Annotated in this window: 20 protein-coding genes and 1 pseudogene; 11 read left to right on the top strand and 10 right to left on the bottom strand. The window is 61.9% G+C overall.

Annotated features, from left to right (window positions below):
• The first annotated feature begins 39 nt into the window (after positions 1-39).
• Entirely contained in the window at positions 40-1,575 is a 1,536-nt protein-coding gene (gene nuoM, locus BMW49_RS13620) for an NADH-quinone oxidoreductase subunit M (protein WP_069517371.1), read from the top strand.
• A 14-nt stretch (positions 1,576-1,589) separates the two neighbouring features.
• On the top strand, positions 1,590-3,077 hold the full coding sequence (gene nuoN / locus BMW49_RS13615) for an NADH-quinone oxidoreductase subunit NuoN (protein WP_069517373.1): 1,488 nt from the start codon (positions 1,590-1,592) through the stop codon (positions 3,075-3,077).
• A 55-nt stretch (positions 3,078-3,132) separates the two neighbouring features.
• Here the strand turns inward: nuoN and BMW49_RS13610 are convergent, their stop codons facing one another.
• The 3 genes from BMW49_RS13610 to BMW49_RS13600 form a co-directional block, all read right to left on the bottom strand.
• Positions 3,133-4,197: an AI-2E family transporter gene (locus tag BMW49_RS13610; RefSeq protein WP_069517375.1), complete on the bottom strand. Its 1,065-nt coding sequence runs from the start codon at positions 4,195-4,197 to the stop codon at positions 3,133-3,135.
• Positions 4,198-4,305: 108 nt separating this feature from the next.
• Complete coding sequence (locus BMW49_RS13605) at positions 4,306-5,988, bottom strand: methyl-accepting chemotaxis protein (protein ID WP_069517377.1); 1,683 nt, start codon at positions 5,986-5,988, stop codon at positions 4,306-4,308.
• 105 nt (positions 5,989-6,093) lie between these two features.
• Positions 6,094-7,413, bottom strand: coding sequence for a Na+/H+ antiporter family protein (locus tag BMW49_RS13600; RefSeq protein ID WP_069517378.1), 1,320 nt, complete (start codon positions 7,411-7,413; stop codon positions 6,094-6,096).
• A gap of 205 nt (positions 7,414-7,618) precedes the next feature.
• On the opposite strand from BMW49_RS13600, the gene BMW49_RS13595 reads away from it, so the two are divergent.
• Entirely contained in the window at positions 7,619-8,215 is a 597-nt protein-coding gene (locus BMW49_RS13595; RefSeq protein WP_069517380.1) for an NADPH-dependent FMN reductase, read from the top strand.
• A 54-nt stretch (positions 8,216-8,269) separates the two neighbouring features.
• On the opposite strand, the gene BMW49_RS13590 is transcribed toward BMW49_RS13595, so the two are convergent.
• Genes BMW49_RS13590 through BMW49_RS13575 form a run of 4 tightly spaced genes read right to left on the bottom strand, consistent with a single transcriptional unit; the run spans position 8,270 to position 10,885 of the window.
• A complete protein-coding gene (locus BMW49_RS13590) occupies positions 8,270-9,589 on the bottom strand; it encodes an ATP-binding protein (RefSeq protein ID WP_069517382.1) in 1,320 nt (439 codons plus the stop codon).
• A complete protein-coding gene (locus BMW49_RS13585; protein ID WP_069517384.1) occupies positions 9,586-10,254 on the bottom strand; it encodes a response regulator transcription factor in 669 nt (222 codons plus the stop codon). Before BMW49_RS13585 ends, BMW49_RS13590 begins: the two co-directional genes overlap by 4 nt.
• Positions 10,254-10,568, bottom strand: a complete 315-nt coding sequence (locus BMW49_RS13580; protein ID WP_069517387.1) for a PepSY domain-containing protein — start codon at positions 10,566-10,568, stop codon at positions 10,254-10,256. The genes BMW49_RS13585 and BMW49_RS13580 overlap by 1 nt, the downstream gene beginning before the upstream one ends.
• Before the next feature lie 11 nt (positions 10,569-10,579).
• On the bottom strand, positions 10,580-10,885 hold the full coding sequence (locus BMW49_RS13575; RefSeq protein WP_069517390.1) for a PepSY domain-containing protein: 306 nt from the start codon (positions 10,883-10,885) through the stop codon (positions 10,580-10,582).
• Positions 10,886-11,050: 165 nt separating this feature from the next.
• Here BMW49_RS13575 and BMW49_RS13570 point away from each other — a divergent pair, with 165 nt between their 5' ends.
• The 7 genes and pseudogenes from BMW49_RS13570 (at position 11,051) to BMW49_RS13540 (ending at position 16,718) form a co-directional block, all read left to right on the top strand.
• Entirely contained in the window at positions 11,051-12,130 is a 1,080-nt protein-coding gene (locus BMW49_RS13570; protein WP_069517392.1) for a patatin-like phospholipase family protein, read from the top strand.
• Positions 12,131-12,438: 308 nt separating this feature from the next.
• Positions 12,439-12,708, top strand: a complete 270-nt coding sequence (locus tag BMW49_RS13565; RefSeq protein WP_069517393.1) for a hypothetical protein — start codon at positions 12,439-12,441, stop codon at positions 12,706-12,708.
• Positions 12,709-12,907: 199 nt separating this feature from the next.
• A complete protein-coding gene (locus BMW49_RS13560) occupies positions 12,908-13,600 on the top strand; it encodes a YetF domain-containing protein (RefSeq protein WP_069517395.1) in 693 nt (230 codons plus the stop codon).
• A gap of 106 nt (positions 13,601-13,706) precedes the next feature.
• A pseudogene (locus tag BMW49_RS13555) lies at positions 13,707-14,170 on the top strand (DNA topoisomerase IB); the annotation flags it as partial.
• A 103-nt stretch (positions 14,171-14,273) separates the two neighbouring features.
• The gene (locus BMW49_RS13550; protein ID WP_069517449.1) at positions 14,274-15,281 is read left to right on the top strand and encodes a GlxA family transcriptional regulator; all 1,008 of its coding nucleotides are present in this window, start codon (positions 14,274-14,276) and stop codon (positions 15,279-15,281) included.
• Entirely contained in the window at positions 15,274-15,522 is a 249-nt protein-coding gene (locus BMW49_RS13545; protein ID WP_069517399.1) for a DUF1272 domain-containing protein, read from the top strand. The genes BMW49_RS13550 and BMW49_RS13545 overlap by 8 nt, the downstream gene beginning before the upstream one ends.
• 23 nt (positions 15,523-15,545) lie before the next feature.
• Complete coding sequence (locus BMW49_RS13540; RefSeq protein WP_244168347.1) at positions 15,546-16,718, top strand: MFS transporter; 1,173 nt, start codon at positions 15,546-15,548, stop codon at positions 16,716-16,718.
• Between the two features lie 141 nt (positions 16,719-16,859).
• Here the strand turns inward: BMW49_RS13540 and nfuA are convergent, their stop codons facing one another.
• The 3 genes from nfuA to BMW49_RS13525 all read right to left on the bottom strand — a co-directional run bounded on the left by nfuA (position 16,860) and on the right by BMW49_RS13525 (position 20,939).
• The gene (gene nfuA, locus BMW49_RS13535) at positions 16,860-17,444 is read right to left on the bottom strand and encodes a Fe-S biogenesis protein NfuA (protein ID WP_069517403.1); all 585 of its coding nucleotides are present in this window, start codon (positions 17,442-17,444) and stop codon (positions 16,860-16,862) included.
• A gap of 70 nt (positions 17,445-17,514) precedes the next feature.
• Positions 17,515-18,534, bottom strand: coding sequence for an acyltransferase family protein (locus BMW49_RS13530; RefSeq protein ID WP_069517405.1), 1,020 nt, complete (start codon positions 18,532-18,534; stop codon positions 17,515-17,517).
• A 116-nt stretch (positions 18,535-18,650) separates the two neighbouring features.
• On the bottom strand, positions 18,651-20,939 hold the full coding sequence (locus tag BMW49_RS13525; RefSeq protein WP_083251687.1) for a fatty acid cis/trans isomerase: 2,289 nt from the start codon (positions 20,937-20,939) through the stop codon (positions 18,651-18,653).
• Between the two features lie 168 nt (positions 20,940-21,107).
• Here BMW49_RS13525 and metH point away from each other — a divergent pair, with 168 nt between their 5' ends.
• Complete coding sequence (gene metH, locus BMW49_RS13520) at positions 21,108-24,824, top strand: methionine synthase (protein ID WP_167362808.1); 3,717 nt, start codon at positions 21,108-21,110, stop codon at positions 24,822-24,824.
• Positions 24,825-24,863: the final 39 nt, after the last annotated feature.

Below are 24,863 nucleotides of genomic sequence, written 5' to 3'. Positions count from 1 at the left end.
ACCGACTATGCCCAATTTGCCAAAGGAACCCCGTACATCATGATTCTGCCTTGGCTAATCCTGATTCCCTTTATCGGCGGCCTGCTGTGCTGGCTCGGCGAGCGCTTCGGCCCCTTGCTGCCGCGCTGGATCGCCCTGCTGACCATGCTCGCGCTGTTCGGCCTGAGCCTGCTGCTGTGGCTGACGGCCGACTTCAGCCGCGCCCCGGCGCCTGGCGCAGATCCGTTGTGGGCCTACGAATTTCAGGTCAGCTGGATCGAGCGCTTCGGCATCAGCGTGCACCTGGCGCTCGACGGTCTGTCGGTGCTGATGGTGACACTCACCGGCCTACTCGGCGTGCTCTCGGTGCTTTGCTCGTGGAATGAGATCAAACAGCGGGTCGGCTTCTTCCACCTCAACCTGATGTGGATTCTCGGTGGAGTAGTCGGCGTGTTCCTGGCCATCGACCTGTTCCTGTTCTTTTTCTTCTGGGAAATGATGCTGGTGCCGATGTATTTCCTCATCGCACTCTGGGGCCATAGCGGCAGCGCCGGTAAAACCCGCATCACCGCGGCGACCAAGTTCTTTATCTACACCCAGGCCAGCGGCCTGATCATGCTGGTGGCGATTCTCGCCCTGGTGTTCGTGCACTTCGACCAGACTGGCGTGCTGACCTTCAACTACGCCGACCTGCTCAAGACCGAACTCTCCGCCGGCACCGAATACCTGCTGATGCTCGGCTTTTTTATCGCCTTCGCGGTCAAGTTCCCGGTGGTGCCTCTGCACTCCTGGCTGCCGGACGCCCACGCCCAGGCGCCGACTGCCGGCTCCGTCGACCTTGCCGGTATTCTGCTGAAAACCGCTGCTTATGGCCTGATGCGCTTCGCACTGCCGCTGTTCCCGGACGCCTCGGCGGCCTTCGCACCTATCGCCATGGGCCTGGGTGTGTTTGCCATCGTCTACGGCGCGCTGCTGTCGTTCGCCCAGACCGATATCAAACGCCTGATCGCCTACTCCAGCGTCTCGCACATGGGCTTTGTGCTGATCGCCATCTACTCCGGCAGCCAGATCGCCCTGCAGGGTGCCGTGGTGCAGATGCTCGCCCACGGCCTCTCGGCTGCGGCGCTGTTTATCCTCTGCGGCCAGCTGTACGAACGCCTGCACACCCGTGACCTGCGGGAAATGGGTGGTATCTGGGGACGCATGCCCTGGCTGCCGGCACTGTGCCTGTTCTTCGCCGCTGCGGCGCTGGGCCTGCCGGGTACCGGTAACTTCGTCGGTGAGTTCCTGATTCTGCTGGGCAGCTTCCCTGCTGCGCCCTGGATCACCGTGCTGGCCACCAGCGGCCTGGTGCTGGGCTCGGTGTACGCGCTGATCATGATTCACCGGGCGTTCTTCGGCCCGGCCCGCAGCGATGCTGCCCTGCCTGGCCTGGCGCCGCGTGAACTCGGTATGGTGCTGCTGTTGGCAGTGCTGCTGATTCTGCTCGGCGTCTACCCACAACCGGTTCTCGACACCTCTGCCGCCAGCATGCAAGGCGTGCAGCAATGGCTGGGCACAGCCCTCGATCAACTTGCCCAGCGCGGTAGCCTGTAATGGAAAGCAGTGATATGCCCTTTACCCTGGACCACCTTATCGCCCTGCTGCCCCTGCTGGTGACCAGCGCCACCGCCATTGTGGTGATGCTGGCCATCGCCTGGAAGCGCAACCACACCCTGACCTTCGTGCTCTCGGTGATCGGCCTCAACCTGGCGCTGCTGTCGCTGATCCCGACTCTTGAAGTTCTGCCGTTGCAGGTCACGCCGTTGCTGGCAGTGGATCATTTCGCGGCGTTTTACATGGCCCTGGTGCTGGTGGCGACCCTGGCCTGTGTGACCCTGAGCCATGCCTACCTCGGCGAAGCCACTGTCGACAGCAGCACCAGCGAGAAGAAAGGCTACCCCGGCAACCGCGAAGAGCTGTACCTGCTGATGCTGCTGTCAGCCGCGGGCGGTCTGGTGTTGGTCAGTGCTCAGCACCTGGCGGGTCTGTTTATCGGCCTGGAGCTACTTTCGGTACCGGTGTATGGCCTGGTGGCCTACGCCTTCTTCAACAAGCGCTCGCTGGAAGCCGGCATCAAATACATGGTGCTGTCGGCGGCCGGCAGTGCCTTCCTGCTGTTCGGCATGGCGCTGTTGTATGCCGAGTCCGGCAGCCTGGGCTTTGCCCAGATCGGTGCCAGCCTGGCGGCCAATGGCAGCGGCCTGCTGGTGCAGATCGGCATCGGCATGATGCTCGTCGGCCTGGCCTTCAAACTGTCGCTGGTACCCTTCCACCTGTGGACCCCGGACGTCTACGAAGGCGCCCCCGCGCCGGTCGCGGCCTTTCTCGCCACCGCCAGCAAGGTCGCGGTGTTCGCCGTACTGCTGCGTCTGTACCAGATATCACCAGCGATGGCCGGTGGCTGGCTGAACGAGCTGCTGACCGTGATCGCCATCGCCTCGATTCTGTTCGGCAACCTGCTGGCGCTGCTGCAAAGCAACCTCAAGCGCCTGCTCGGTTACTCCTCCATCGCCCACTTCGGTTATCTGCTGATCGCCCTGGTGGCCAGCAAGGGCCTGGCAGTCGAAGCCATTGGCGTATACCTGGCAACTTACGTGCTGACCAGCCTTGGCGCGTTCGGTGTGATCACCCTGATGTCCACGCCTTACAAGGGCCGCGACTGCGATGCGCTCTACGAGTACCGTGGCCTGTTCTGGCGTCGCCCGTACCTGACCGCCGTGCTGACAGTGATGATGCTGTCCCTGGCCGGTATTCCGCTCACTGCAGGCTTTATCGGCAAGTTCTATGTGATCGCCGCCGGGGTCCAGGCGCAGCTGTGGTGGCTGCTGGGGGCATTGGTGCTGGGCAGCGCGATTGCAGTGTTCTACTACCTGCGTGTGGTAGTCACCCTGTTTCTCTCCGAACCCAACCTGCGCCGCCACGACGCGCCGTTCAACTGGGGCCAGCGCGCTGGCGGTATTGTGCTGCTGCTGATCGCCCTGCTGGCCTTCGCCCTCGGCGTCTACCCGCAGCCGCTGCTGGAGTTGGTGCAGCAGGCTGGGCTTGCAGCGTTCTAAGTCAACAGGCAGACAAAAGCCGGCGCTATGCCGGCTTTTTTTCATCCACTGTTCATCAATCCGGCAGGCGCACGGTCTTCTTCTCACTGCTGAACAGGTTCCAGCTCGACAGGAACAGGGCGGCGATCAGCGGCCCGATGACAAAGCCGTTGAGGCCGAACAGCGACAGCCCGCCAAGCGTGGAGATCAGTACCAGGTAGTCCGGCATGCGCGTGTCCTTGCCCACCAGAATCGGCCGCAGGATGTTATCGACCAGGCCGATCACCAGCACGCCAAACGCAGTCAGGACCACGCCCTGCCACACCTGACCATTGAGCAGCATGTACAGCGCAAACGGCCCCCAGACCAGCCCGGCGCCTACCGCCGGCAGCAAGGAGAGAAAGGCCATCAACACCCCGCACAGCAGCGCACTGGGGATATCCAGCACCCAGAAGATGATCCCGCCGAGGGCGCCCTGTACCGCAGCAACAACAATATTGCCCTTGACCGTGGCGCGTACGACACGGGTGAACTTGATCTGCAATCGACGCTTCTGGTTCTCGCCCAATGGCGCCACCATGCGCAATTGACGGGCCAGGGCCTGGCCGTCACGCAGAAAGAAGAACAGCAGGTAGAGCATGACGAAAAAGCCGATAACGAACTGAAAGGTGCCCTGGCCAATGGCGAACAGCTTGGTCGCCAGAAACTGGCTGCCTTGCATGGCGCCGTTGGAAATCCGCTCGCGCAGCCCCTCCGAATCATCCAGGCCAACCCGACTCAGCTGAGCCTGGATACTCGCGGGTAGCGCAGCCTTGACCTGCTCCACGCCCGCGCCGATATCCAACTCGCCAGACTCGATACGCTGATACAAGCTGGTGCCCTCCTCGACCAGCATGGTGATGATGGCAATGGTCGGCAGTACCGCGAACAGCAGGCAGATGACCAGGGTAATCAGCGCCGAAAGGTTGCCGCGCCCACCGGTACGCCGCGCCAACCGGCGCTGCAGCGGGTTGAACACGACCGCCAGGACCACCGCCCAGAACACTGCGCCATAGAACGGCAGGAGTAGCCAGCCAAAGGCGATGGTCACGCCGATCAGCAGCAATAGAAAAGTTTTATGTTCGAGAGTCGTAGAGGGCATAACTGAACCGCAGGCAGGGACGTGTGCAGCTTAGTCCGCCACGGCATGAGCAAAGTGCCAGTTGTTTTTGCCTGATGTGGCGGCGCGCGTGCGCCGCCACGACAAGGCTCAGATACGGAACTGGCGCACCAGGGTGCCCAAGCGCTCGCCGAGGTTGGCGAGACTCCGCGCAGTCTGCGCACCCTGTTCGGTTTCATCGGCCACACTGTCGACGGCGACAGCGATCTGGTGGACGCTGCGATTGATTTCCTCGGCCACCGCCGTCTGCTCTTCGGCAGCGCTGGCGATCTGTGCGTTCATCGCATTGATGGTGGTGATCAGTTGGGCGATGGTATCGAGCGAGGCACCCGCGCGGTTGGCCTGCTCGCTGGTCAACTCACCTGCATCGCTGGATTGGCGCATGGCGCTGACTGATTGCTGCGTGCCCTTTTGCAGACGGTCGATCATGCCCTGGATTTCCTGGGTGCTTTGCTGAGTGCGGCTGGCCAGGGCCCGCACCTCATCGGCAACCACGGCAAAACCGCGCCCAGCCTCACCAGCCCGTGCCGCCTCGATAGCAGCGTTGAGCGCCAACAGGTTGGTTTGCTCGGCAATCGAGCGAATCACATCCAGCACACTGACAATACTGCTCACGTCTTGCTGCAGGCTGTCGAGCGACACCCCGCTGCTGCGGATATCTTCGACCAGAGCATGAATACGCTCGATACTACCGTCGACCACACGCTTGGCTGCCTGCCCTTCCTCATCAGTTTTGCGGGCAGCTTCGGCGGCGCCCTGAGCGCTTTGTGCCACTTCCTGGGCAGCCGCCGACATCTCGTTGATTGCCGTAGCCACCTGATCGGTTTCGTGACGCTGGCGCCCCATGGCGACGTTGGAGCGTTCGGTTTGCGCGGTCACCTGGCCGACCAGATCGGTCAATTGACCGGTCATTTCGGCAATCTGCCGGACCAGACCATGAATCTTCTCGACAAAACGGTTGAACGAACCCGCCAGTTCGCTGAGTTCATCATTACCGTCAACCGGTAGACGACGAGTCAGGTCACCTTCGCCGGCAGCGATGTCATCGAGGTTGTTCTTGATGTGCTGCAGAGGCCGCAGGAAGGCATTGCTCAATACATAACCGGCTACGGCAAACACCAGCAGCAGCACCACGGCAATTATCAGGATGCTGGTCAGGATGGTGTTGATGCGCTCATCGATGGCCACCTGAACCTCGGCTACCTGCGCCTCAACGCCGTCGAGGTTCAGCGCCGTGCCGACGGCCATGTCCCATTTAGGCAGGTAGTAGCTGTACGCGAGCTTGGGCACCATGACCGTGTCGTCGGTCGGCAGCGGCGAGGAATAGTTGACGTAGTAGGTGCCGTTCTTCGCGACATTGACCAACTCGCGGTTGGTGTAGACCCCGTTGGGATCGCGACGATCGATGAGGCTTTTGCCGACATCCACCGGGCTGTCGCTACGGAACAGCCGCACCACATTGGAGTCGTGGCCGAAGAAGTAGCCGTCCTGGCCAAACTTGATCTTCGACAGCACGGCAATCGCTTGCGCACGACTGTCCATGTCGCCCTCGGCCGAAGCGCTGTAAAGCGCCTGCACAGAGTCCAGGGCGATCTTGATGTAGTTTTCTAGCTCAACCCGTTTGCCTTCAATCAGTCGCTCTCGGGTGTCGTGTACCTCCTCGGCCGCCAGGCCGCGCAGTACATTCGCGGCAGCGCCACTGAGGATCAGGGCGAACAGTATTACTGGCAGCAAGGCCAGCAACATGACTTTGCTTTTCAGGGTTAGGCGCATTTTTATTATTCCTGTACGGCTATAAATCAAACGGGACTACCGAGTTATCGGCAGCCCCGCTCTAGGGTTAAGCACATATTTTGCCCGGCCGCCAGGTCAGCGAGATTACAGCACCATCGCGGCGAGCCAACCGAACGCCAACAGCGGCAGGTTGTAATGCAGGAATGTCGGCACAACGCTGTCCCAAATATGGTTGTGCTGGCCGTCGGCGTTGAGGCCAGCGGTCGGGCCCAGGGTCGAATCCGATGCCGGTGAGCCGGCATCGCCCAAGGCACCTGCCGTCCCGACGATACTGACGATAGCCAGCGGGCTGAAGCCCAACTGCAGGCCCAGCGGCACGAAGATCGCGGCAATGATCGGCACGGTGGAAAACGACGAGCCGATCCCCATGGTCACCAGCAGGCCGACCAGCAACATCAGCAAGGCACCGATTGCCTTGTTGTGGCCGATCAGCCCGGCCGCCCCGTCGACCAGGGTCTGTACCTCACCCGTGGCCTTCATCACCTCGGCAAAACCCGCCGCGGCAATCATGATGAAGCCGATCATGGCCATCATCTTCATGCCTTCGGTGAACAGACCGTCCGCTTCTTTCCAGCGCACCACACCCGATACGGAAAAGATCACGAAACCGACCAGTGCACCGATGATCATGGAGTCCAGCCACAACTGAATGGCAAAGGCCGCGGCAATCGCCACGCCCGCCACCAGCAGGCTGAGGCCATTGTAATCGGTGGCCAGGCGTTCACGCTGCTCGATCCGCGCCAGGTCATAACTGCGCTTGCCGCGGTAGCTGAACAACACTGCCACCAGCAGGCCAAAGACCATGCCCAAAGCAGGAATCAGCATGGCATCGAGGATGTTCACGCCGCTGATATCCACTCCAGCCTTGGCCACATTGGCCAGCAGAATCTCATTGAGGAAGATGCCGCCAAAGCCCACGGGCAGAAACATATAGGGGGTAATCAGGCCGAACGTCAGCACGCAGGCGATTAGCCGCCGATCCAACTGCAGCTTGCTCAGCACATACAGCAGCGGCGGCACCAGCAGCGGGATAAAGGCGATATGGATGGGCAGAATATTCTGCGAAGCAATGGCGACGCTCAGCAGCAGGGCGATCAACAGCCATTTCAGGGCCCCTGCGCCTTCACGGTCTTGCTGGCCAACCAGGGCCAGCACCTTGTCCGCCAGGGCGTGGGCCAGGCCGGACTTGGCAATGGCCACGGCAAAGGCCCCCAGCAGCGCATAGGACAGCGCAACGGTGGCGCCACCACCGAGCCCGCCATTGAAAGCACTCAGGGTACCCTGCACGCCCAAGCCGCCGATCAGACCACCGGCCAGTGCACCGATAATCAGCGCCACTACCACGTGCACACGGCACAGACTGAGGACCAGCATGATGCCGACCGCTGCGATTACTGCGTTCATCTAGCTTGCGCTCCCGCTCAGTGCCCTGCACGCCGTGGCTGGGCGAAAAAGCGGCGTACTCTGCCGGATGCGTCCTGCCCTGTCAAAACGCCGTGCCATTCGCCCTGGCAGAAGCGCAATCACCAGACCAACGCGCACGCGGGTCGAAGCTTGCCCGCAGGCGCGTCTGCGTCCTACTCTGGCACTTTCCTCAAGAGGCACTCCTATGCTCAATATCGCCATCATCGCCGGCTCCAGCCGCAACAACAGCCAGTCGGGCAAAGTCGCCCGCTACCTGCGCCAGCGCCTGGAGCAGTTGGGTCACACCAACGCCGCCAACAGTCAGGTCATCGACTTAGGGATGGCTCCCCTGCCCCTGTGGCCGGGTGAAGATGCCGGCCCTTGGGACCTTTACCGCCAGCAGTTGCAAGCCGCCGACGGCGTCATCGTGATTGCCCCCGAGTGGAACGGCATGGCCTGCCCGGCGATCAAGAACTTCTTCATTTATGCCAGCAAGGCGGAGCTGGCGCACAAGCCCGGTCTACTGGTCGGGGTTTCTTCGGGAATTGGCGGTGGCTCGCCGATCACCGAACTGCGCGCCTCGAGCTACAAGAACTGCCGTCTGTGCTACCTGCCCGAGCACCTGATCGTGCGCAATGTCGAGAAGATGCTCAATGGCACCACGACGCCGGCCGAAGACGAGCAGCGCCTGCTGGCGCGTATCGACTACACCCTGGATATTCTGGTCAGGTACGCAAGCGCGCTGAAGCCCGTGCGTGCTGCCATTGACATGGGTAACCCGGCCTTTACCAACGGCATGTGATGGCTAGAGGCTGTGTAGGGTGCGCCATGCGCACCACTGACAACCGAGTGCCTGCTAGTGCGGCCTTGGCGGCAGCACAACCTCCACACACAGCCCGCCCAGCGGGCTGTCATCCAGACTCAGGCGGCCTGACCAGGCCTCCACAATATCGCGCACGATACCCAGCCCCAGGCCGTGCCCGGCCACCTGCTCATCGAGGCGCGTTCCTCGACTGAGCACGGCATCACGGCGTTCGGCTTCGATACCCGGGCCATCGTCTTCGACTTTGAGCACGAAGCCTTGTGGCGTGCGCGTAATACTCAGAGCAACCTCGCTATCAGCCCATTTGCAGGCGTTATCCAGCAGGTTGCCCAGCAGCTCCAGCAGGTCTTCGCGGTCCCATGGCAAGCGCAACCCAGGCTCAGCCTGCCAGGTCAGTTGCACACCATCGTCATGGATCATCGCCAGGGTTGCGACCAGCCCAGGCAGTTCTTCGGCGCAGTCGAAGTGCGCACCCGGTAAGGCTTCCCCGGCCAGCCGAGCACGGCCCAGTTCGCGGGTCAGACGTTGCTCGATTTGCTCCAGTTGCTCGACCAGGGTGCGATGCAGCGCCGGGTCACGGCGAATGTCCGCGCGATCAGCCAGGCTGACCAACACGGCCAGGGGCGTTTTCAGGGCATGGCCAAGGTTGCCCAAAGCATTGCGTGAGCGCTTGAGGGTGTCCTCGGTGTGCGTGAGCAGGTGATTGACCTGGGCCACCAGAGGTTCAAGTTCCTGCGGAACGTCGCGATCCAGCTCGCTGCGTTGCCCCTGCTGCAACTGGGCAATCTGCAGGCGGACCTTTTCCAGGGGTCGCAACGCGCGGTTTACCGTGACCCGCTGCAGCAGCAGGATCAGCACCAGCGCACCGACACCCAGTCCCAGTCCGACCCGCTCGACCCGGCGAAAGCTTTGCAGCACCGGGGTGTAGTCGCGGGCCACATGAATACTCAGCTGTTGGCCAAAACGCTGGTAATCGGCACGGTAAGTCAGCAACAACTGCCCCTGGGGGCCGTCGCCTAGCTCGGCCTGCAAACCGGGTTGCGCGGCCATTTCCAACTGCCGATCCCACAGCGAGCGAGAGCGCCAGGTGACATCGGGCAGGTCGATACGGAAATACAGCCCCGAATACGGCCGCTGGAACGCGGCGCTGAGGCGCTGTTCATCCAACTGCAAGCCCTGAGGGCCTCGTACCAGCGCGATCAGCAGCGACTCGGCCTCATCCTTGAGACCTGCACGCAGGTAGCTGCGCAGGCTGTGATCGAACAGCCAGACACTGGTCTGCATCAGCACCAGACCCACGATCAGCAGCACACTGACCAGGCCCAGACTGAGCCGCTGCTGAATCGACCTCACCCGGCATCACCGGTAAAGCGGTAACCCTGGCCGCGGCGAGTTTCGATCACACTGCGGCCCAGCTTGCGCCGCAGGTGGTTGACGTGCACTTCGATCACATTGGAGTCGCGCTCGCTTTCGCCGTCATACAGGTGCTCGGCCAGGTGGCTTTTGGACAGCAACTGCCCGGCATGCAGCATGAAGTAGCGCAACAGACGAAATTCGGCGCTGGTCAGCTCGATGACCTCACCGTTACGGCTCACACATTGGCGACTCTCATCCAGCTGTAAGCCCGCGGCCTCCAGCTGCGGCTGATTGGCCAGGCCGCGCGCACGGCGCAACAGTGCCTGAATACGCAGCTGCAACTCTTCCGGATGAAAGGGCTTGGTCAGGTAATCATCGGCCCCGACCTTCAGGCCTTCGATGCGCTCGGCCCAGGAGCCGCGCGCCGTGAGAATCAGTACCGGCGTGACCAGGCCATCGGCACGCCAGTCACGCAGCACCTCAAGGCCTGGTTTACCCGGCAGACCGAGATCGAGAATGATCAGGTCATAAGGCTCACTGGCGCCCTGGTGCGCGGCATCGCGGCCATCGGCGAGCCAGTCCACCGCATAGCCCTGGCGCTTGAGCGCGTCCATCAGTTCATCGGCCAGGGGCACATGGTCTTCAACCAGCAACAGACGCATCAGTCATCCACCTCGTCCTTGAGAATCCGCCCATCACGGGCATCGAGCTCCAACTCGCGGACGATACCTTGCGGCGTCAGCAGCTCTACTTCATACACCAGCACGTCGTCTTCCTCTTCCAGTTCGGCCTCCAGCAGCGTCGCACCGGGGTAACGTTGCAGCGCCGGGCGCATCAGTTGGTCGAGGGGCAGTATGAGGCCGTCGCGACGCAGTCTCAGCGCCTCGTCCTGATCAAGGTCACGCGCGCTGCTGGTACCGGCCAGCGCCAGCAACAGCGCTGCACAGAGTGCAGCGCTGGGTATCAATCGATTCATGGGGTGTCCTGTCAGTCATCCCGATGATTTTTAAGGACCTGCCCAGTGCGCGCATCGAGCTCGAGGTCCCATTGCCCGCCATTCTGATCGCGGATTTCCGCTTGGTAAACGTAGCGGCCGTATTCTTCTTCCAACTCCTGATCCTCCAACGCCCCGCCAGGGTGCTGGGCGAGCGCGGCAGCGCTGAGGGCCTCGATCGATAAAACAGCACCGGCCTCATGCAGTTGCCGGGCCTCGTCGACAGACAGGTCACGAGCCAGAACGGCGGTGGCCGCCAGCAGACTGGCAGCGCTGATCAGGGCGATAAGGGGTTTCATGGGCTAGACCTCCAGTGCAGTTACCGCCCTACCTTACCCAGCACGACTTAAACCAAGCTGAATTGCTCATCATCTATAGCCCATGCCCCTGACATTCACGGCCTGAAGCCAGCTAGGCCTAATGCCGCCTACCTATATAATCGCGGATTACGCCTGGAGACCTGCATGAGCGCAATACACATTAAAACGCCATCCCTGACGCTACGCGCCGGCAGCCGCGCCCTGGCACAGATCCGCGAGCGCGGCTTGCAGCCGGCGGACGTGGGCATCCTGCCAGGCGCGGCCGGCGGACCGAAGGCGCTCGGCATTCAGGGCCTGGACCTGGCGCTATTCGGCGACTGGCTACCCCGTACACCGCGCGAACGTTCGCTCATTGGCGCCTCCATCGGCTCCTGGCGCTTTGCCAGCGCCTGCCTGCCGGATGCCGCCGCCGGCATTCGCCGTCTGGGTGAACTCTATACAACACAGCGCTTTGCCAAGGGCGTCAGCATGGCCGAGGTGTCGCGCAGTTGCCGGCAGATGCTCGACCAGCTCCTGGCGGATCAGGACGCCAGCATCCTCGACAACCCGCACTACCGACTGAATATCGTGGTCGTGAAAAGCCACGGCCTGCTTGCCGGAGACCGGCGCGGCCACCTGGGCCTGGGCCTGTCGTCGGTTATTGGCAGCAACCTGATGGGCCGCGCGCGCCTGGCGCGGCATTTCGAGCGGGTCATTCTGCATGACCCGCGCCTGAGCCCACCGCTGGGTGCGCTCACCGACTTCCCCTCCCGCTGCCTGCCACTCGATGTGCAGAATCTGCGCCATGCATTGCTCGCGTCTGGGTCGATTCCCATGGTGATGGAGGGCGTACGGGATATTCCGGGCGCCGGCCCGGGCACCTACCGCGACGGCGGCTTGCTGGACTATCACCTCGACCTGCCCTACAGCGGTGACGACATCGTGCTGTATCCGCACTTTACCGACAAAGTGATTCCCGGCTGGTTCGACAAAGTCATGCCTTGGCGTCGGGGCGATGCACTGCGCCTGCAGAACGTGCTGCTGCTCGCCCCCTCGCGGGATTACCTGGCCCGCCTGCCCCACGGCAAACTACCGGATCGCAAGGACTTCACCCGCTACCTGGGCGATGACGCCGGGCGCGAGCGTTATTGGCGCATCGCCATGGCCGAAAGCCAGCGGCTGGGTGACGAGTTCCTCGAGTTGAGCGAACGAGGCACCCTGGCAGCACAGCTGCAACCGCTTTAAAAGGTCTATGACATCACCATTAATAACTGCGACTGACTGTCGCAGTTATTAATGGCTAACGCCGTCCGTACTTGGCAATTAACCCGCCTAACACCTGCATTGCAACGATGTCGGGAATGTTTTCACCTGTGTAAGGTCTACCGCGGCACGAGGGTTCGATAAGCAATAAATGCCAACCGCTCGTCCTTTTAAGTGAAGTCATGTGACTTATAGGTTGGCTCGAACCATCAACGCTTATGACGAATGCGCAACCTCTTAAATGCGCGTCATATTGTTTACCAGGGAACTCACTCGGAGAAACCGACCCCATGAACGCCCCGCTGCGTTTTAATGAAGCACTGCTGATTGCCGATCGCGCTTTTCAACCCCTGCACTGTGTCGCCTGGGCGCCGCAGGATGGCAGCGGAATGCTCAGCCTGACCGTGCTGGACCGCACCAGCACACGCCTGCTTGATCGCACCCAGCTTTCCAGCAGCACCTACAGCGATCCGGCCCGCCTGGCCGAAGTGCTCGAAGCCTCGCGTGATGCACTGAGCCGTCAAGGTTTCGCGCTTGAGCCCTGGAGCATGCCGGAATAACGCCCTACTGGCACCCGCAAGAATGTCATGCACTTTTTAATGCACAGCTATTACAAGGCGGCACTTGCCGCCTTGTTTGTCTGACTTTCCTTCTGCTGCCCCCTCGTCTCTCTACGCAGCGGGTTGCCTTGCAATAAATAAGCGGAACTTAACAGGACGCCACAGCGGCTAAGTTACATATCAACCGCTGGAAATTGTCATGCACCCATTCGACTGGCAGCGCCTGTTACTTGATGAAGTACCCCTCGGATTTCTCGGTGAAGTGGCGATGCGCACGCTGCTTGCCTACATCGTGGTCTTCCTGTTTCTAAAACTGGCGGGCCGGCGAGGTGTGCGCCAGTTGTCGCTGTTCGAGCTCGTGGTGATTCTCACCCTGGGCTCTGCGGCCGGCGATATGACCTTTTACGAAGATGTGCCGCTGTTACCGGTACTCACGGTTTTCGTGGCCATGGGCATTCTGTATCGCGCCACCACCGCCCTGATGGCAACCAGCCCGCGCTTGCAGGACTGGATTGAGGGGAGCCCCTTCACCTTGATACGCGACGGTGTTTTCGAGCTGGACACACTCAACCAGGGCAATATTTCTCAGGATGAATTTCTCATGGAGCTGCGCTTGCGCGGGGTCGAGCACCTGGGCCAGGTACGCCTGGCCATCGTTGAGATAAATGGCGACGTCAGCCTGTACTACTACGCTGCGGAACAGACCCGCAAAGGACTTTCCGTGCTGCCAGTAGCACACCGTCCGGTGTACCAGCAGGTGCCACGCCCGGGAGACTATGCCTGCAACCATTGCGGGCGCGTTCAGCACATGGCATCTGTTCAGCAGATTGCCTGCCCCGCCTGCAAGGCTCAGCAGTGGAGCACAGCGCTCATGACGCTGCGCCAGGCCTAAGGCGCGAGCATGAACAGCCCTGCCCAAGGGCTTGCCTACCGACCTGCACTATATCGACGATAACCAACCGGGCCTGCGCCTGCGTGCCCCTCTGGAAATCGCCCGCATCAATGCCCTGCGTAACCGGCATGTCGAGGTGCATGGCAGCGGCATCCGTTTTCACTTTCGCGGCAAGAGCGGTATCGAGCACGGAGTCAGCCTCGATGATCGACGTCTTGCGCGGGTAATCCGGCGCTGCCTCGACCTGCCGGGTCAGCACTTGTTTCAGGACCTCGACGAACAGGACGAGCGGCGTGCCGTTGGTTTCACTGACGTCAATGCCTATCTACGTGAGCTGACGGGTGCCGATTTTACCGCCAAGGACTATCGCACCTGGGCATGCTGCGCGAGCTCGACTGGCAACCCGAGAGCACACCTGCGGTATGCCGCAAGTGCTATATCCACCCTGCGTTGATCGATGCGTTTCAGACCGGTGAGCTCACAGCACTACGCCGGGCAGCCGCACGCAAGGGCCTTGATAGTGAAGAAAGTCTGCTGATGCGCTTCCTCGAAAGGCTGCCCTGCGGCTGAACCACCTCCAACAACACTAGATGGCAAGATATGTGGGATCAATGTCATTGCCGCCAAGTCTTTGCGTGCGCACACTCTGCCCATCGTGCTCGCCGAGATTGCCATGGATACCCGCAAATGCATCGCCGCCCTGATCTATCCAGACTTTATGAGCCTGGATGTCGTCGGCCCCCTTCAGGTCTTCGCCTCGGCCAACGCCGAACGTAATCGTCAGGGGCTGGGCGATGCCTATCGCGTGCTGCTGCTCGGCGAGCAGGTCGGCCCGGTGAACAGCTCATCGGGCATGCGCCTGCTCGCCGACGCCAGTTGGGCGGACTGCGACCCGAGCACGCTGGATACCCTGCTGATCCCCGGCGGTGCGGGTGAAACCCTGCAATGCGAGAACCTGGCGCTGCTCGACTGGTTGCGTCGCGCCGAACCGCAGATCCGTCGTCTCGGCTCGGTGTGCTCAGGGGCGCTGATCCTGGCCCGCACCGGTCTGCTCGACGGCCAGCGCGTCACCACCCACTGGGCCGATGTCGACAGCTTGCGCGAGCATGCGCAGTTACAGGTGGATGCCGACTGTCTGCACACCTTTGATCCCGCGGACAGCCGCGCTGCTCACCTGTTCACTTCAGCCGGCGTGACTGCCGGGATCGACCTGGCGCTGGCCTTGGTAGAGGCCGACCTTGGCCGCAGCATGGCGCTGGCCGTGGCGCGGCGCCTGGTGATGTTTCTGCGTCGCCCGGGTGGCCAGGCGCAGTTCAGTGCCCTGCTCGCGCCTGAGCCCAGTCGCACCCCGCGCCTTGCCGAATTACTGGCCTGGATCCCCGGCAACCTGGGCGGTGACCTGTCTCTGGAGGCATTGGCCGAACAGGCCAGACTGACGCCACGCACGCTGTCCCGGGTCTTCGCCAAAGAGCTGGGGACGGGTCCTGCGCGCTATGTCGAGCGTATCCGCCTGGAGGCAGCCCGCGCCCTGTTGCAGGACGCTCAGGCTTCGATCAGTACGGTGGCCAGGCTCACCGGCTTTGGTCATCCGGAAAACCTGCGCCGGGTTTTCCATAAGCACCTTTCCGTCAGCCCCCTGGAATACGCCGAACGCTTCGGCCGGGAGATTCACCATGCTTGAGCTACGCCCAAACTGCGAATGCTGTGACCGCGACTTGCCTCCACACACACTGGATGCACGGATCTGCTCGTTCGAGTGCACCTTCTGCAGCGCCTGCGCCGATAGTCACCTGCAGGGCCACTGCCCGAACTGTGGCGGCGAACTGGTGCGCCGCCCTATCCGCCCGGCGGCCAAACTGCAAGGCGCTCCGGCATCCAGCGAGCGGGTGCGCAACCCTGCCGGCTGTCGCGCCGCGCACTAACGCCAAGCAGGAGTCACCCCATGCTGCTGTTACGCAACCCCTCGATTCGCCTGTTGTTCGCCGGCCAGGCGTTGTACTGGTCGTGCTCGATGATCGGCATCACCCTGACCGCCCTGGTGGGGCTGCAACTGGCCCCGCTGAATATCCTGGCAACCCTGCCGCTGTGTCTGTGGATGCTGGGCAACCTGTTCAGCGTGCAGCCCTTGTCGCGGTTTATGCAGCGCCATGGCCGGCGTCCCGGCTTGATGCTCGGAGCCGGCGCGGGCGTAGTCGGTGGTCTGCTTAGCGCGCTGGGCGTGTGGCTGGGCGACTTTGTGGTGTTCTGCCTGGGTGCCCTGCCCATCGGCGCCTACCAGGCCTCAGCGATGTACTACCGCTTTGCCGCCCTGGAAGCCGTTACAGCCACTGAAAAAGGTCGCGCCAGCGGCTATGTGATTGGCGGCGGCGTACTGGCAGCGCTACTGGTGCCCAGCGCGCTGCAATGGACCGGCAACTTGCTGAGCACACCTTTTGTCAGCGCCTACCTGCTGATCGCAACCTTTGCCCTGCTCGCGCTGCTGCTGATGAGTCGGTTGCGCGAAGGCGCTGCACCGCCCAAGGCCAAGGCTGGCTTCAAGGAACTGCGGCAACTCTTGGGCAACCCCATAATCCGCGCCGCCATCGCCACCACCGCCATTGGCAATGGCCTGATGGTCCTGGTGATGAATGCCACGCCCTTGGCCATGAGCTTTTGCGGTTTTGCCCTGGACAGCAGTGCAGAGGTGATCCAATGGCACATGCTCGGCATGTTCCTCCCTGCTTTTTTGGCTGGCCCGCTGGTGGACCGCCTTGGCAGTCGCCGGGTCGCCCTGCTGGGCGGGTTGATCCTGCTGGGCAGCGCCAGCATTGCCCTGAGCGGCGTACTACTGCTGAACTTTCTATTCAGCTCGTTGCTGCTGGGGCTGGGCTGGAACCTGATGCTGGTCGCAGGCACCACGTTGCTTGCCGAAGGGCACGACGAAAGCCAGCGCGGCCAAGCCCAGGGGCTGATGGAGTTGCTCAACGGCATCCTGGCCGCCGGCGCCGCCTTTAGCGCAGGGGTGCTGATCAGCGGCCTCGGCTGGAGCGCGCTGAATCTGGTTGTCTTGCCCTTGGTTGGCCTGGCCTTGCTTATGCTGCTGCCAGCCAGACGTAGCCTGCAGCCCAGCGCAAGCTAATGTGTAGGAGCGAATTTATTCGCGATTGCGCCGGTGACTATCGCGAATAAATTCGCTCCTACAAAGGCCACAGCCAACGGGGAGATAGCCAATAAAAAGGCGACACACAGGGGTCGCCTTTTTATCTTGTCGCTCGACGCCTTAGTAGTAGGCGTTTTCCTTGATGCTGTGGTCGGTCACGTCACGCACGCCTTTAAGCTCCGGGATGCGTTCGAGCAAGGTTTTTTCGATACCTTCCTTGAGGGTCAGGTCGACCTGGCCACAGCCCTGGCAACCGCCACCGAACTTGAGCACGGCAATACCATCCTCGACCACATCGATCAGGCTGACTTCACCGCCATGGCTGGCCAGACCGGGGTTGATCTCGGTCTGCAGGTAATAGCTGATGCGCTCGTTGATTGGGCTGTCTTCATTGACCATCGGCACCTTGGCATTCGGCGCCTTGATGGTCAGCTGGCCGCCCATGCGGTCGGTCGCGTAATCGACCACGGCATCTTCGAGGAACGGTTCACTGACGGCGTCGATCCAGGCGGTGAAGCTAGCCAGGCCGATGGCCTGGTCTTCCGGCTTCTGCTCACCCGGCTTGCAATAGGCAATGCAGGTTTCGGCATATTGGGTGCCGGGCTGGGTGATGAACACGCGGATACCGATACCCGGCGTGTTCTGCTTGCTCAGCAGATCAGCCAGGTAGTCGTGGGCAGCTTGGGTAATGGTGATGGTGCTCATGGCAACTCCTCGCAAACATGGGCGCAGTGTACGCCAATAGCGTGCGCCGAACAAAGTCCTACTAAAACACTCAGGAAAGTACAGAGCGCTGCATGTAACCCGGTCGATCGTCCAGCCGGGCTCGCGCATAGCTGAACAAGCGCCGCTCGATCAGCGCGTAACTGGCCCAGCCCAAAACGGCAATCACCGGCATGCAGGCGGCAATCACTGCGTATACCGGCAACTCGAAGCGCTGTGCCGCATACCAACCCAACGACAGCACCAGCACATGCACCAGGTACACCGAATACGAGCAGTCGCCCCAGCCCTTGAGCCAAGAGGCTGTGCGGAAATAGGGTTCCAGCGCCAGGCAGGCAGCGACCAGCAACGCGGACGGCAGGCCCCAGTGCAGCAAACGATTACTGGAGTCGAACAGGTAAATCGCCAGTGCAGCTCCCAGCAAAGCCAGCATGGGCCACAGTCGCGCGGGGACAATCCAGCCCCGGCTGTAAGCCACCCCCAACGCCACACCCAGAAGAAACTCATAGACGATGGCATTGGCGTAGAAACCACTGACCCAGGGTTGCGCCGCCAGGCCCGTCGAAAGCAGCAACAGCGCCGCCAGCAGCGGCAGACGCAAACGCTCAGGGGCTAGCACGCTGAAGGCGAACAGCAGGTAGAAAAACATTTCGTAGTTGAGGGTCCAGCCCACGTTAAGCGTCGGGTAGAGCCCGAAGCCGGCGGGGTTTTCTGCCGGGATAAACAGCAGTGAGCGCAGCAGGTGCTGCAGGTCGAATTGCTGGGTCGGCATCACCGGGTTGGCGTAGGCGATGAGCAGCGCCGCCAGCAAGGTATACAGCCAATAGGCAGGCACAATGCGCAGGGCGCGGTTGAGCAGGAAACGCCCCGGTGCAATCACCTTGTCGCGGGTCGACAGGTAGATGACCAGGCCACTGATGACGAAGAAAATATCCACGCCGATCGCCCCGCGCTCGGCGAGAAACCAACCGGTGGCCGACTCGGCCTGGAAATCGAAAAACACCTGCATGACATGATGAAACACCACCAGCCAGGCTGCGAATGCACGCAGCGCCTGTACGGAATACAGCATACCGCCCTCTTGTCAGCTCACTCTCAAACGGCATGCGGGGCACGCCGGTCAAGGGTTCCGACAGCAGGTGCAGCGCAAAGGTCGATCCATCGACCGCGACGCGCTGCCGCAAGCGGCTACAGGTTCTGGTAGCGATTCATATCCAGCACCCCGGCTTCCACCGGCTCCGTCTCGCGAATATAGGCCGACAGGTCATGGAAGTAGCGCCAAAACTCCGGGTGTGTGCGGCGAATCCCCCAGCGCTCGACCAGCGGCTCCAGGCTGCCCGCCGCCCGCGCCTGCTCCAGGGCATCGACGAACGCCGGCACCTGCTCAGCCGGCACGTTGAACAAAAAGTTCGGGTAACTGCTGAGCACGCCTGGGTAGACGGTCAAGGTATCCAGCCCCGGCTGATAACGCAGTGACTCACCGAGAATAAAGGCCACGTTGCTGTGTGCGCGGTTACGCAGCAGGCTGTAAATACTGCGTTTGCCATTGGCAAATTCGACCCGCAACAACGTTGCCTCGGGCAACTGATCGATAACCCGTAGCGCGGCGGCGGGCTTGGCCGCCAGGCGACTGAGGCTTTGTTCGACTGCCTGCTCGTCCGGCGTCAGCCCCTCGCGGTAACAGTGCGCGCCGGTGCAACGGTTGATCGGATCAGGGCGTGCATTGAGCCCGCCATAGCGCGCCAGCAACTGCTGGACGAAATCCCGTGTCGGCGCTGCCGGCGCCAGGCTCAAGGCCGTCGGGCTCTTGCGGTCGATGCCCTGATAATCCAGCCAGAGTTTCAGCTTACCGCTGTTCTGGTACCAGTCGTCGAGCAGGCCCTGGCGCGACTCTGCCGGCATCAAGCGGAGAAAATTCTGCTCGGCGCCGTTGCGGATCAGGTCGAAATACAGACGCGTCTGGGTCTGGTGCGAGACATTGCCGAACACATCGAAATTCACCACCAACTGGTAGTAGGTGCGCTCCAGCAGCGGGTAATCCATCCACCACAGGGTTTGCGGTACGGCGCCGATCAGGCCTTTGCGCACCGAGGCGCTGTCGTGCTGGCGGAAGATCGATAACAGCGCATTGTCATTGCCTGCCCAGATATGCGACCAGCTCGGCGCCGGGGCCTCGGCGTAGGTGTCCAGGCGCAGCTTTTCATAAGCGTTGCGTTTGTCTCGATAACTGCGCCATAAGCCCAGCAGATCGCCGATATCATCCAACTGACCAGGCATGGCCAGTAGCGGTGTGGCGGCCTCACGGTAGTCGGCGTCGGTGAGGTAGAGGTCGTGCTGCGGGTCCTGGAACAGTACCCAGAAGTTGTCCCGGATCACGTCCGTGGCAATCTGCCCACGGCACACCGGCCCACGAATAAAGGTGCGCACGAAGTATTCGGCGTTGTCGAGCATAAACTGGTAACGCGCCTGCACCGGGATCGCTGCAAAGGTCTCGAACGGGTTGGCACGGCGTTGTGTGCCATAACCCGGCACGGCATCAACCTGCCAGTCGCCAGCAAAGAACAGGCTACGCACCCGCGCCAGGCGCTGTTCGCTCAGCGGATAGGTGATGTGCGTCTTGTGCACGATCACCCCCTCAACCGGCACCATGCGGTAGTAGAACTCGACACCGGGGTCATCATTCGGTCGGCGCGTGGCGATTGGGTCGAGCGGCTGGCCGCTGGGCGTGCGTGAACGCACCAGTTGGAAAAAATGCCCGGGCTCACCACCTTCCATATACAAATGTGCGAGAAACAGGTGCTCATACAACCAGCGGGCCACCAGCTCCTCACGGGCACCCGGAGCGTTGAGCAACGCCTCCCAGGCGTCGATCTGCCGGCGCTCCACGGCGCTGGGCTGCAGCGCCTGCTCATCGACAGGCGCACCTGCTGCGATCCAGCGTTGCAGCGTCTGGTAATCCGCCTCGGCCAGGCCGGTCACGGCGAATGGCATCCCGGCCAGCGGCTGCTTAGCAGCAAAACGCTCGAACTCACCCGGCAAGGCGCAGCTGTTAGCCCGGTCGATGCCAATCGCCAGATCGTCTGGCAGCTTGGCATTAGCCGGCAACGGCTGGGTGCGCCCCAGTTCGAGCATTTGCGCCATCAGTGCCGGCTGGCTGCCTTGCCCCTCCAATACCGAGTGAAACCCCTTGCGCCGCCAGGCCTCGCTGCCATGGGCGTCGAGGAACAAGCGCGTCGTGGCCTGCGCCGCGCTGCGGGTGCCGTTGTACACGGGGACTGGGTTGGCGCCGCGCTCGGCGCCCTCGCCACTGCCCAGGTTGAGCTGGCACGGGGCGTCATAGCAGGCATGGCAGGCCACGCAGTTCTGGGTGAAGATCGGCTGGATATCGCGGCTGTAGGAAGGAACGGAGTCGGCGGCAAACGCAGAAACCGAGGCGCACAGCGCCAGGACAGCGCTGAGCCAAACAGGATGGGGCATGTGCAGGTTTCCGCAGGATTAAGGTGGGAATTCTAGCGGGGTGGCCAACCGCCGAACACCCGCCCCAACATGAGCGATATTCATGTGATTGGCTGGGCAGCTGCAAAACGGCACAGCTTTGCTATCATCGCGCTCCGTTCTGTTCCCGCTTTCCAGGTAGTTGCGCCCATGCCCCTGTCCGACCGTAGTGCCCGTCTTAACGCCCTTCAGCGCGCCCTCAACGAGCGCATCCTGATCCTCGACGGCGGCATGGGCACCATGATCCAGAGCTACAAACTGGAAGAAGCCGATTACCGTGGCGAACGCTTCGCCGACTGGCCGCAGGATGTCAAAGGCAACAACGACCTGCTGATCCTCAGCCGCCCGGACGTGATCGGTGCCATTGAGAAGGCCTACCTGGATGCCGGCGCAGACATCCTGGAAACCAATACCTTCAACGCCACCCAGGTGTCCCAGGCCGACTACGGCATGGAAAGCCTGGTGTACGAGCTGAACGTCGAGGGCGCGCGCCTGGCCCGTAGCGTGGCCGATGCGAAAACCCTGGAAACCCCGGATCGCCCGCGCTTCGTTGCCGGCGTGCTCGGTCCTACAAGTCGTACCTGCTCGATCTCCCCGGATGTGAACAACCCTGGCTACCGCAACGTCACCTTCGACGAACTGGTGGAAAACTACGTGGAAGCCACCCGCGGCCTGATCGAAGGCGGCGCGGATATGATCCTGATCGAAACCATCTTCGACACCCTCAACGCCAAGGCGGCGATCTTTGCCGTGCAGGAAGTCTTCGAGCAGCAAGGCTTCGAGTTGCCGATCATGATTTCCGGCACTATCACCGACGCCTCCGGTCGCACCTTGTCGGGCCAGACCACCGAAGCCTTCTGGAACTCGGTGCGCCACGCCAAGCCGATCTCCGTGGGCCTGAACTGCGCCCTCGGTGCCAAGGACCTGCGCCCCTATCTGGAAGAGCTGGCAGCCAAGGCGGAAACCAACGTTTCCGCCCACCCCAACGCCGGCCTGCCGAACGCCTTTGGTGAATACGACGAAACCCCGGCGGAAATGGCCGCAGTGGTGGAAGAGTTCGCCGCCAGCGGCTTTTTGAACATTGTCGGCGGCTGCTGCGGCACCACGCCTGCGCATATCCAGGCGATTGCCGAAGCCGTAAGCAAATACCCGCCGCGCGCCATTCCGGATATTCCCAAGGCCTGTCGCCTGTCCGGTCTTGAGCCCTTCACCATCGACCGCAACTCGCTGTTTATCAACGTCGGCGAGCGCACCAATATCACCGGCTCGGCCAAATTCGCCCGACTGATCCGTGAGGACAACTACACCGAAGCCCTTGAAGTCGCCCTGCAGCAGGTGGAAGCCGGTGCCCAGGTGATCGACATCAACATGGACGAGGGCATGCTCGATTCACAGAAGGCCATGGTCACCTTCTTGAACCTGATCGCCGGCGAACCGGACATTTCCCGGGTGCCGATCATGATCGACTCCTCCAAATGGGAGGTGATCGAAGCTGGCCTGAAGTGCATCCAGGGCAAGGGCATCGTCAACTCGATCTCCATGAAGGAAGGCGTCGAGCAGTTCAAGCACCACGCCAAGCTGTGCAAGCGCTACGGCGCCGCCGTGGTGGTAATGGCCTTCGACGAAGCCGGCCAGGCCGACACTGCCGCGCGCAAACGCGAAATCTGCCAGCGCAGCTATGACATTCTGGTCAATGAAGTGGGCTTCCCGCCGGAAGACATCATCTTCGACCCGAACATTTTCGCCGTGGCCACCGGCATCGAGGAGCACAACAACTACGCGGTCGACTTTATCGAGGCCTGCGCCTATATCCGCGACCACCTACCCCACGCACTGTCCTCGGGCGGCGTGTCGAACGTGTCGTTCTCCTTCCGTGGCAACAACCCGGTGCGTGAGGCGATTCACTCGGTGTTCTTGTACTACGCGATCCAGAACGGCCTGACCATGGGCATCGTCAACGCCGGCCAACTGGAAATCTACGACGAGATTCCCAAAGAGCTGCGCGACGCGGTGGAGGACGTGGTGCTCAACCGCCACGAAGGTGCCACCGAAGCGCTGCTGGCCATTGCCGACAACTACAAGGGCGACGGCAGCGTCAAAGAAGTCGAAACCGAAGAGTGGCGCACCTGGAACGTGGTCGACCGCCTCAAGCACGCGCTGGTCAAGGGCATCACCAGCCATATCATCGAAGACACCGAGGAATGTCGCCAGCAGTGCGCGCGGCCGATTGAAGTGATCGAAGGCCCGCTGATGGCCGGGATGAACGTGGTCGGCGACCTGTTCGGTGCCGGCAAGATGTTCCTGCCCCAGGTGGTCAAGTCCGCCCGGGTGATGAAGCAGGCGGTCGGCCACCTGATCCCCTTTATCGAACTGGAAAAGGGCGACAAGCCGGAAGCCAAGGGCAAGATCCTGATGGCCACGGTCAAAGGCGATGTGCACGATATCGGCAAGAATATTGTCGGCGTGGTCTTGGGCTGTAATGGCTACGACATCGTCGACCTCGGCGTGATGGTGCCAGCCGAGAAAATCCTGCAAACGGCGATCGCCGAGAAGTGCGACATCATCGGTCTGTCCGGCCTGATCACCCCGTCGCTCGACGAGATGGTGCATGTCGCCCGGGAAATGCAGCGCCAGGGCTTCCACCTGCCACTGATGATCGGCGGCGCGACCACCTCGAAAGCCCACACCGCGGTGAAGATCGAGCCCAAGTACCAGAACGATGCGGTGGTCTACGTCACCGACGCCTCGCGCGCGGTGGGTGTGGCCACCCAGTTGCTGTCCAAGGAACTCAAGGCCGACTTTGTCGAACGCACCCGCCTGGACTATATCGAAGTACGCGAACGCACTGCCAACCGCAGCGCTCGCACCGAGCGTCTGAGCTACGCCAAATCGGTAGAGAACAAACCCAAGTTCGACTGGGCGACGTATCAGCCAACCGTGCCGAGCTTTACCGGCGTGAAGGTGCTGGAGAATATCGACCTCAAGGTGCTGGCCGAATATATCGACTGGACGCCGTTCTTTATCTCCTGGGACCTGGCCGGCAAGTTCCCGCGCATCCTCACCGATGAAGTGGTCGGTGAAGCCGCCACTGCGCTGTATGCCGACGCCCAGGAAATGCTGGCCAAGCTGATCGACGAGAAGCTGATCAGCGCCCGCGCCGTGTTCGGTTTCTGGCCAGCCAACCAGGTGAACGACGACGATCTGGACGTCTACGCCGACAACGGCGAGAAACTGGCCACCCTGCACCACCTGCGCCAGCAGACCATCAAGCCGGACGGCAAGCCGAACTTTTCCCTGGCCGACTTCGTCGCGCCGAAAGACAGCGGCATTACCGACTACGTCGGCGGCTTTATCACCACCGCCGGCATCGGCGCCGAGGAAGTGGCCAAGGCTTATCAGGACGCCGGCGACGACTACAACTCGATCATGGTCAAAGCCCTGGCCGACCGTTTGGCCGAGGCCTGCGCCGAATGGCTGCACAAAGAGGTGCGTACCCACTACTGGGGCTACGACCCGGAAGAAGCGTTGAGCAACGACGAGCTGATCAAGGAAGCCTACAAAGGCATCCGCCCTGCTCCCGGCTACCCTGCCTGCCCGGACCATACCGAGAAGAAGACCCTTTTCACCCTGCTCGACCCGGCAGCCGAATTCAACAAGGCCGGCGCCAGCGGTGTGTTCCTCACCGAGCACTACGCCATGTTCCCCGCCGCCGCCGTCAGCGGCTGGTACTTCGCTCACCCACAGGCGCAGTACTTCGCCGTCGGCAAGATCGATAAGGACCAGGTGGAAAGCTACACCGCGCGCAAGAAGCAGGACCTGAATGTCAGCGAACGCTGGCTGGCGCCGAACCTGGGTTACGACAACTAAACAGGGGCTTTCGACAGTCGCCACTTCGCGCATTTCAAT

This window comes from Pseudomonas cuatrocienegasensis (assembly GCF_900110925.1).
GTDB lineage: Bacteria > Pseudomonadota > Gammaproteobacteria > Pseudomonadales > Pseudomonadaceae > Aquipseudomonas > Aquipseudomonas cuatrocienegasensis.
This window is presented reverse-complemented; position numbering and strand designations above follow the sequence as displayed.

Coding starts and splice junctions, on each gene's coding strand:
- nuoM (WP_069517371.1), top strand. CDS start 40: ATGATTCTGCCTTGGCTAATCCTGATTCCCTTTATCGGCGGCCTGCTG.
- nuoN (WP_069517373.1), top strand. CDS start 1,590: ATGCCCTTTACCCTGGACCACCTTATCGCCCTGCTGCCCCTGCTGGTG.
- BMW49_RS13610 (WP_069517375.1), bottom strand. CDS start 4,197: ATGCCCTCTACGACTCTCGAACATAAAACTTTTCTATTGCTGCTGATC.
- BMW49_RS13605 (WP_069517377.1), bottom strand. CDS start 5,988: ATGCGCCTAACCCTGAAAAGCAAAGTCATGTTGCTGGCCTTGCTGCCA.
- BMW49_RS13600 (WP_069517378.1), bottom strand. CDS start 7,413: ATGAACGCAGTAATCGCAGCGGTCGGCATCATGCTGGTCCTCAGTCTG.
- BMW49_RS13595 (WP_069517380.1), top strand. CDS start 7,619: ATGCTCAATATCGCCATCATCGCCGGCTCCAGCCGCAACAACAGCCAG.
- BMW49_RS13585 (WP_069517384.1), bottom strand. CDS start 10,254: ATGCGTCTGTTGCTGGTTGAAGACCATGTGCCCCTGGCCGATGAACTG.
- BMW49_RS13580 (WP_069517387.1), bottom strand. CDS start 10,568: ATGAATCGATTGATACCCAGCGCTGCACTCTGTGCAGCGCTGTTGCTG.
- BMW49_RS13575 (WP_069517390.1), bottom strand. CDS start 10,885: ATGAAACCCCTTATCGCCCTGATCAGCGCTGCCAGTCTGCTGGCGGCC.
- BMW49_RS13570 (WP_069517392.1), top strand. CDS start 11,051: ATGAGCGCAATACACATTAAAACGCCATCCCTGACGCTACGCGCCGGC.
- BMW49_RS13565 (WP_069517393.1), top strand. CDS start 12,439: ATGAACGCCCCGCTGCGTTTTAATGAAGCACTGCTGATTGCCGATCGC.
- BMW49_RS13560 (WP_069517395.1), top strand. CDS start 12,908: ATGCACCCATTCGACTGGCAGCGCCTGTTACTTGATGAAGTACCCCTC.
- BMW49_RS13550 (WP_069517449.1), top strand. CDS start 14,274: ATGGATACCCGCAAATGCATCGCCGCCCTGATCTATCCAGACTTTATG.
- BMW49_RS13545 (WP_069517399.1), top strand. CDS start 15,274: ATGCTTGAGCTACGCCCAAACTGCGAATGCTGTGACCGCGACTTGCCT.
- nfuA (WP_069517403.1), bottom strand. CDS start 17,444: ATGAGCACCATCACCATTACCCAAGCTGCCCACGACTACCTGGCTGAT.
- BMW49_RS13530 (WP_069517405.1), bottom strand. CDS start 18,534: ATGCTGTATTCCGTACAGGCGCTGCGTGCATTCGCAGCCTGGCTGGTG.
- BMW49_RS13525 (WP_083251687.1), bottom strand. CDS start 20,939: ATGCCCCATCCTGTTTGGCTCAGCGCTGTCCTGGCGCTGTGCGCCTCG.
- metH (WP_167362808.1), top strand. CDS start 21,108: ATGCCCCTGTCCGACCGTAGTGCCCGTCTTAACGCCCTTCAGCGCGCC.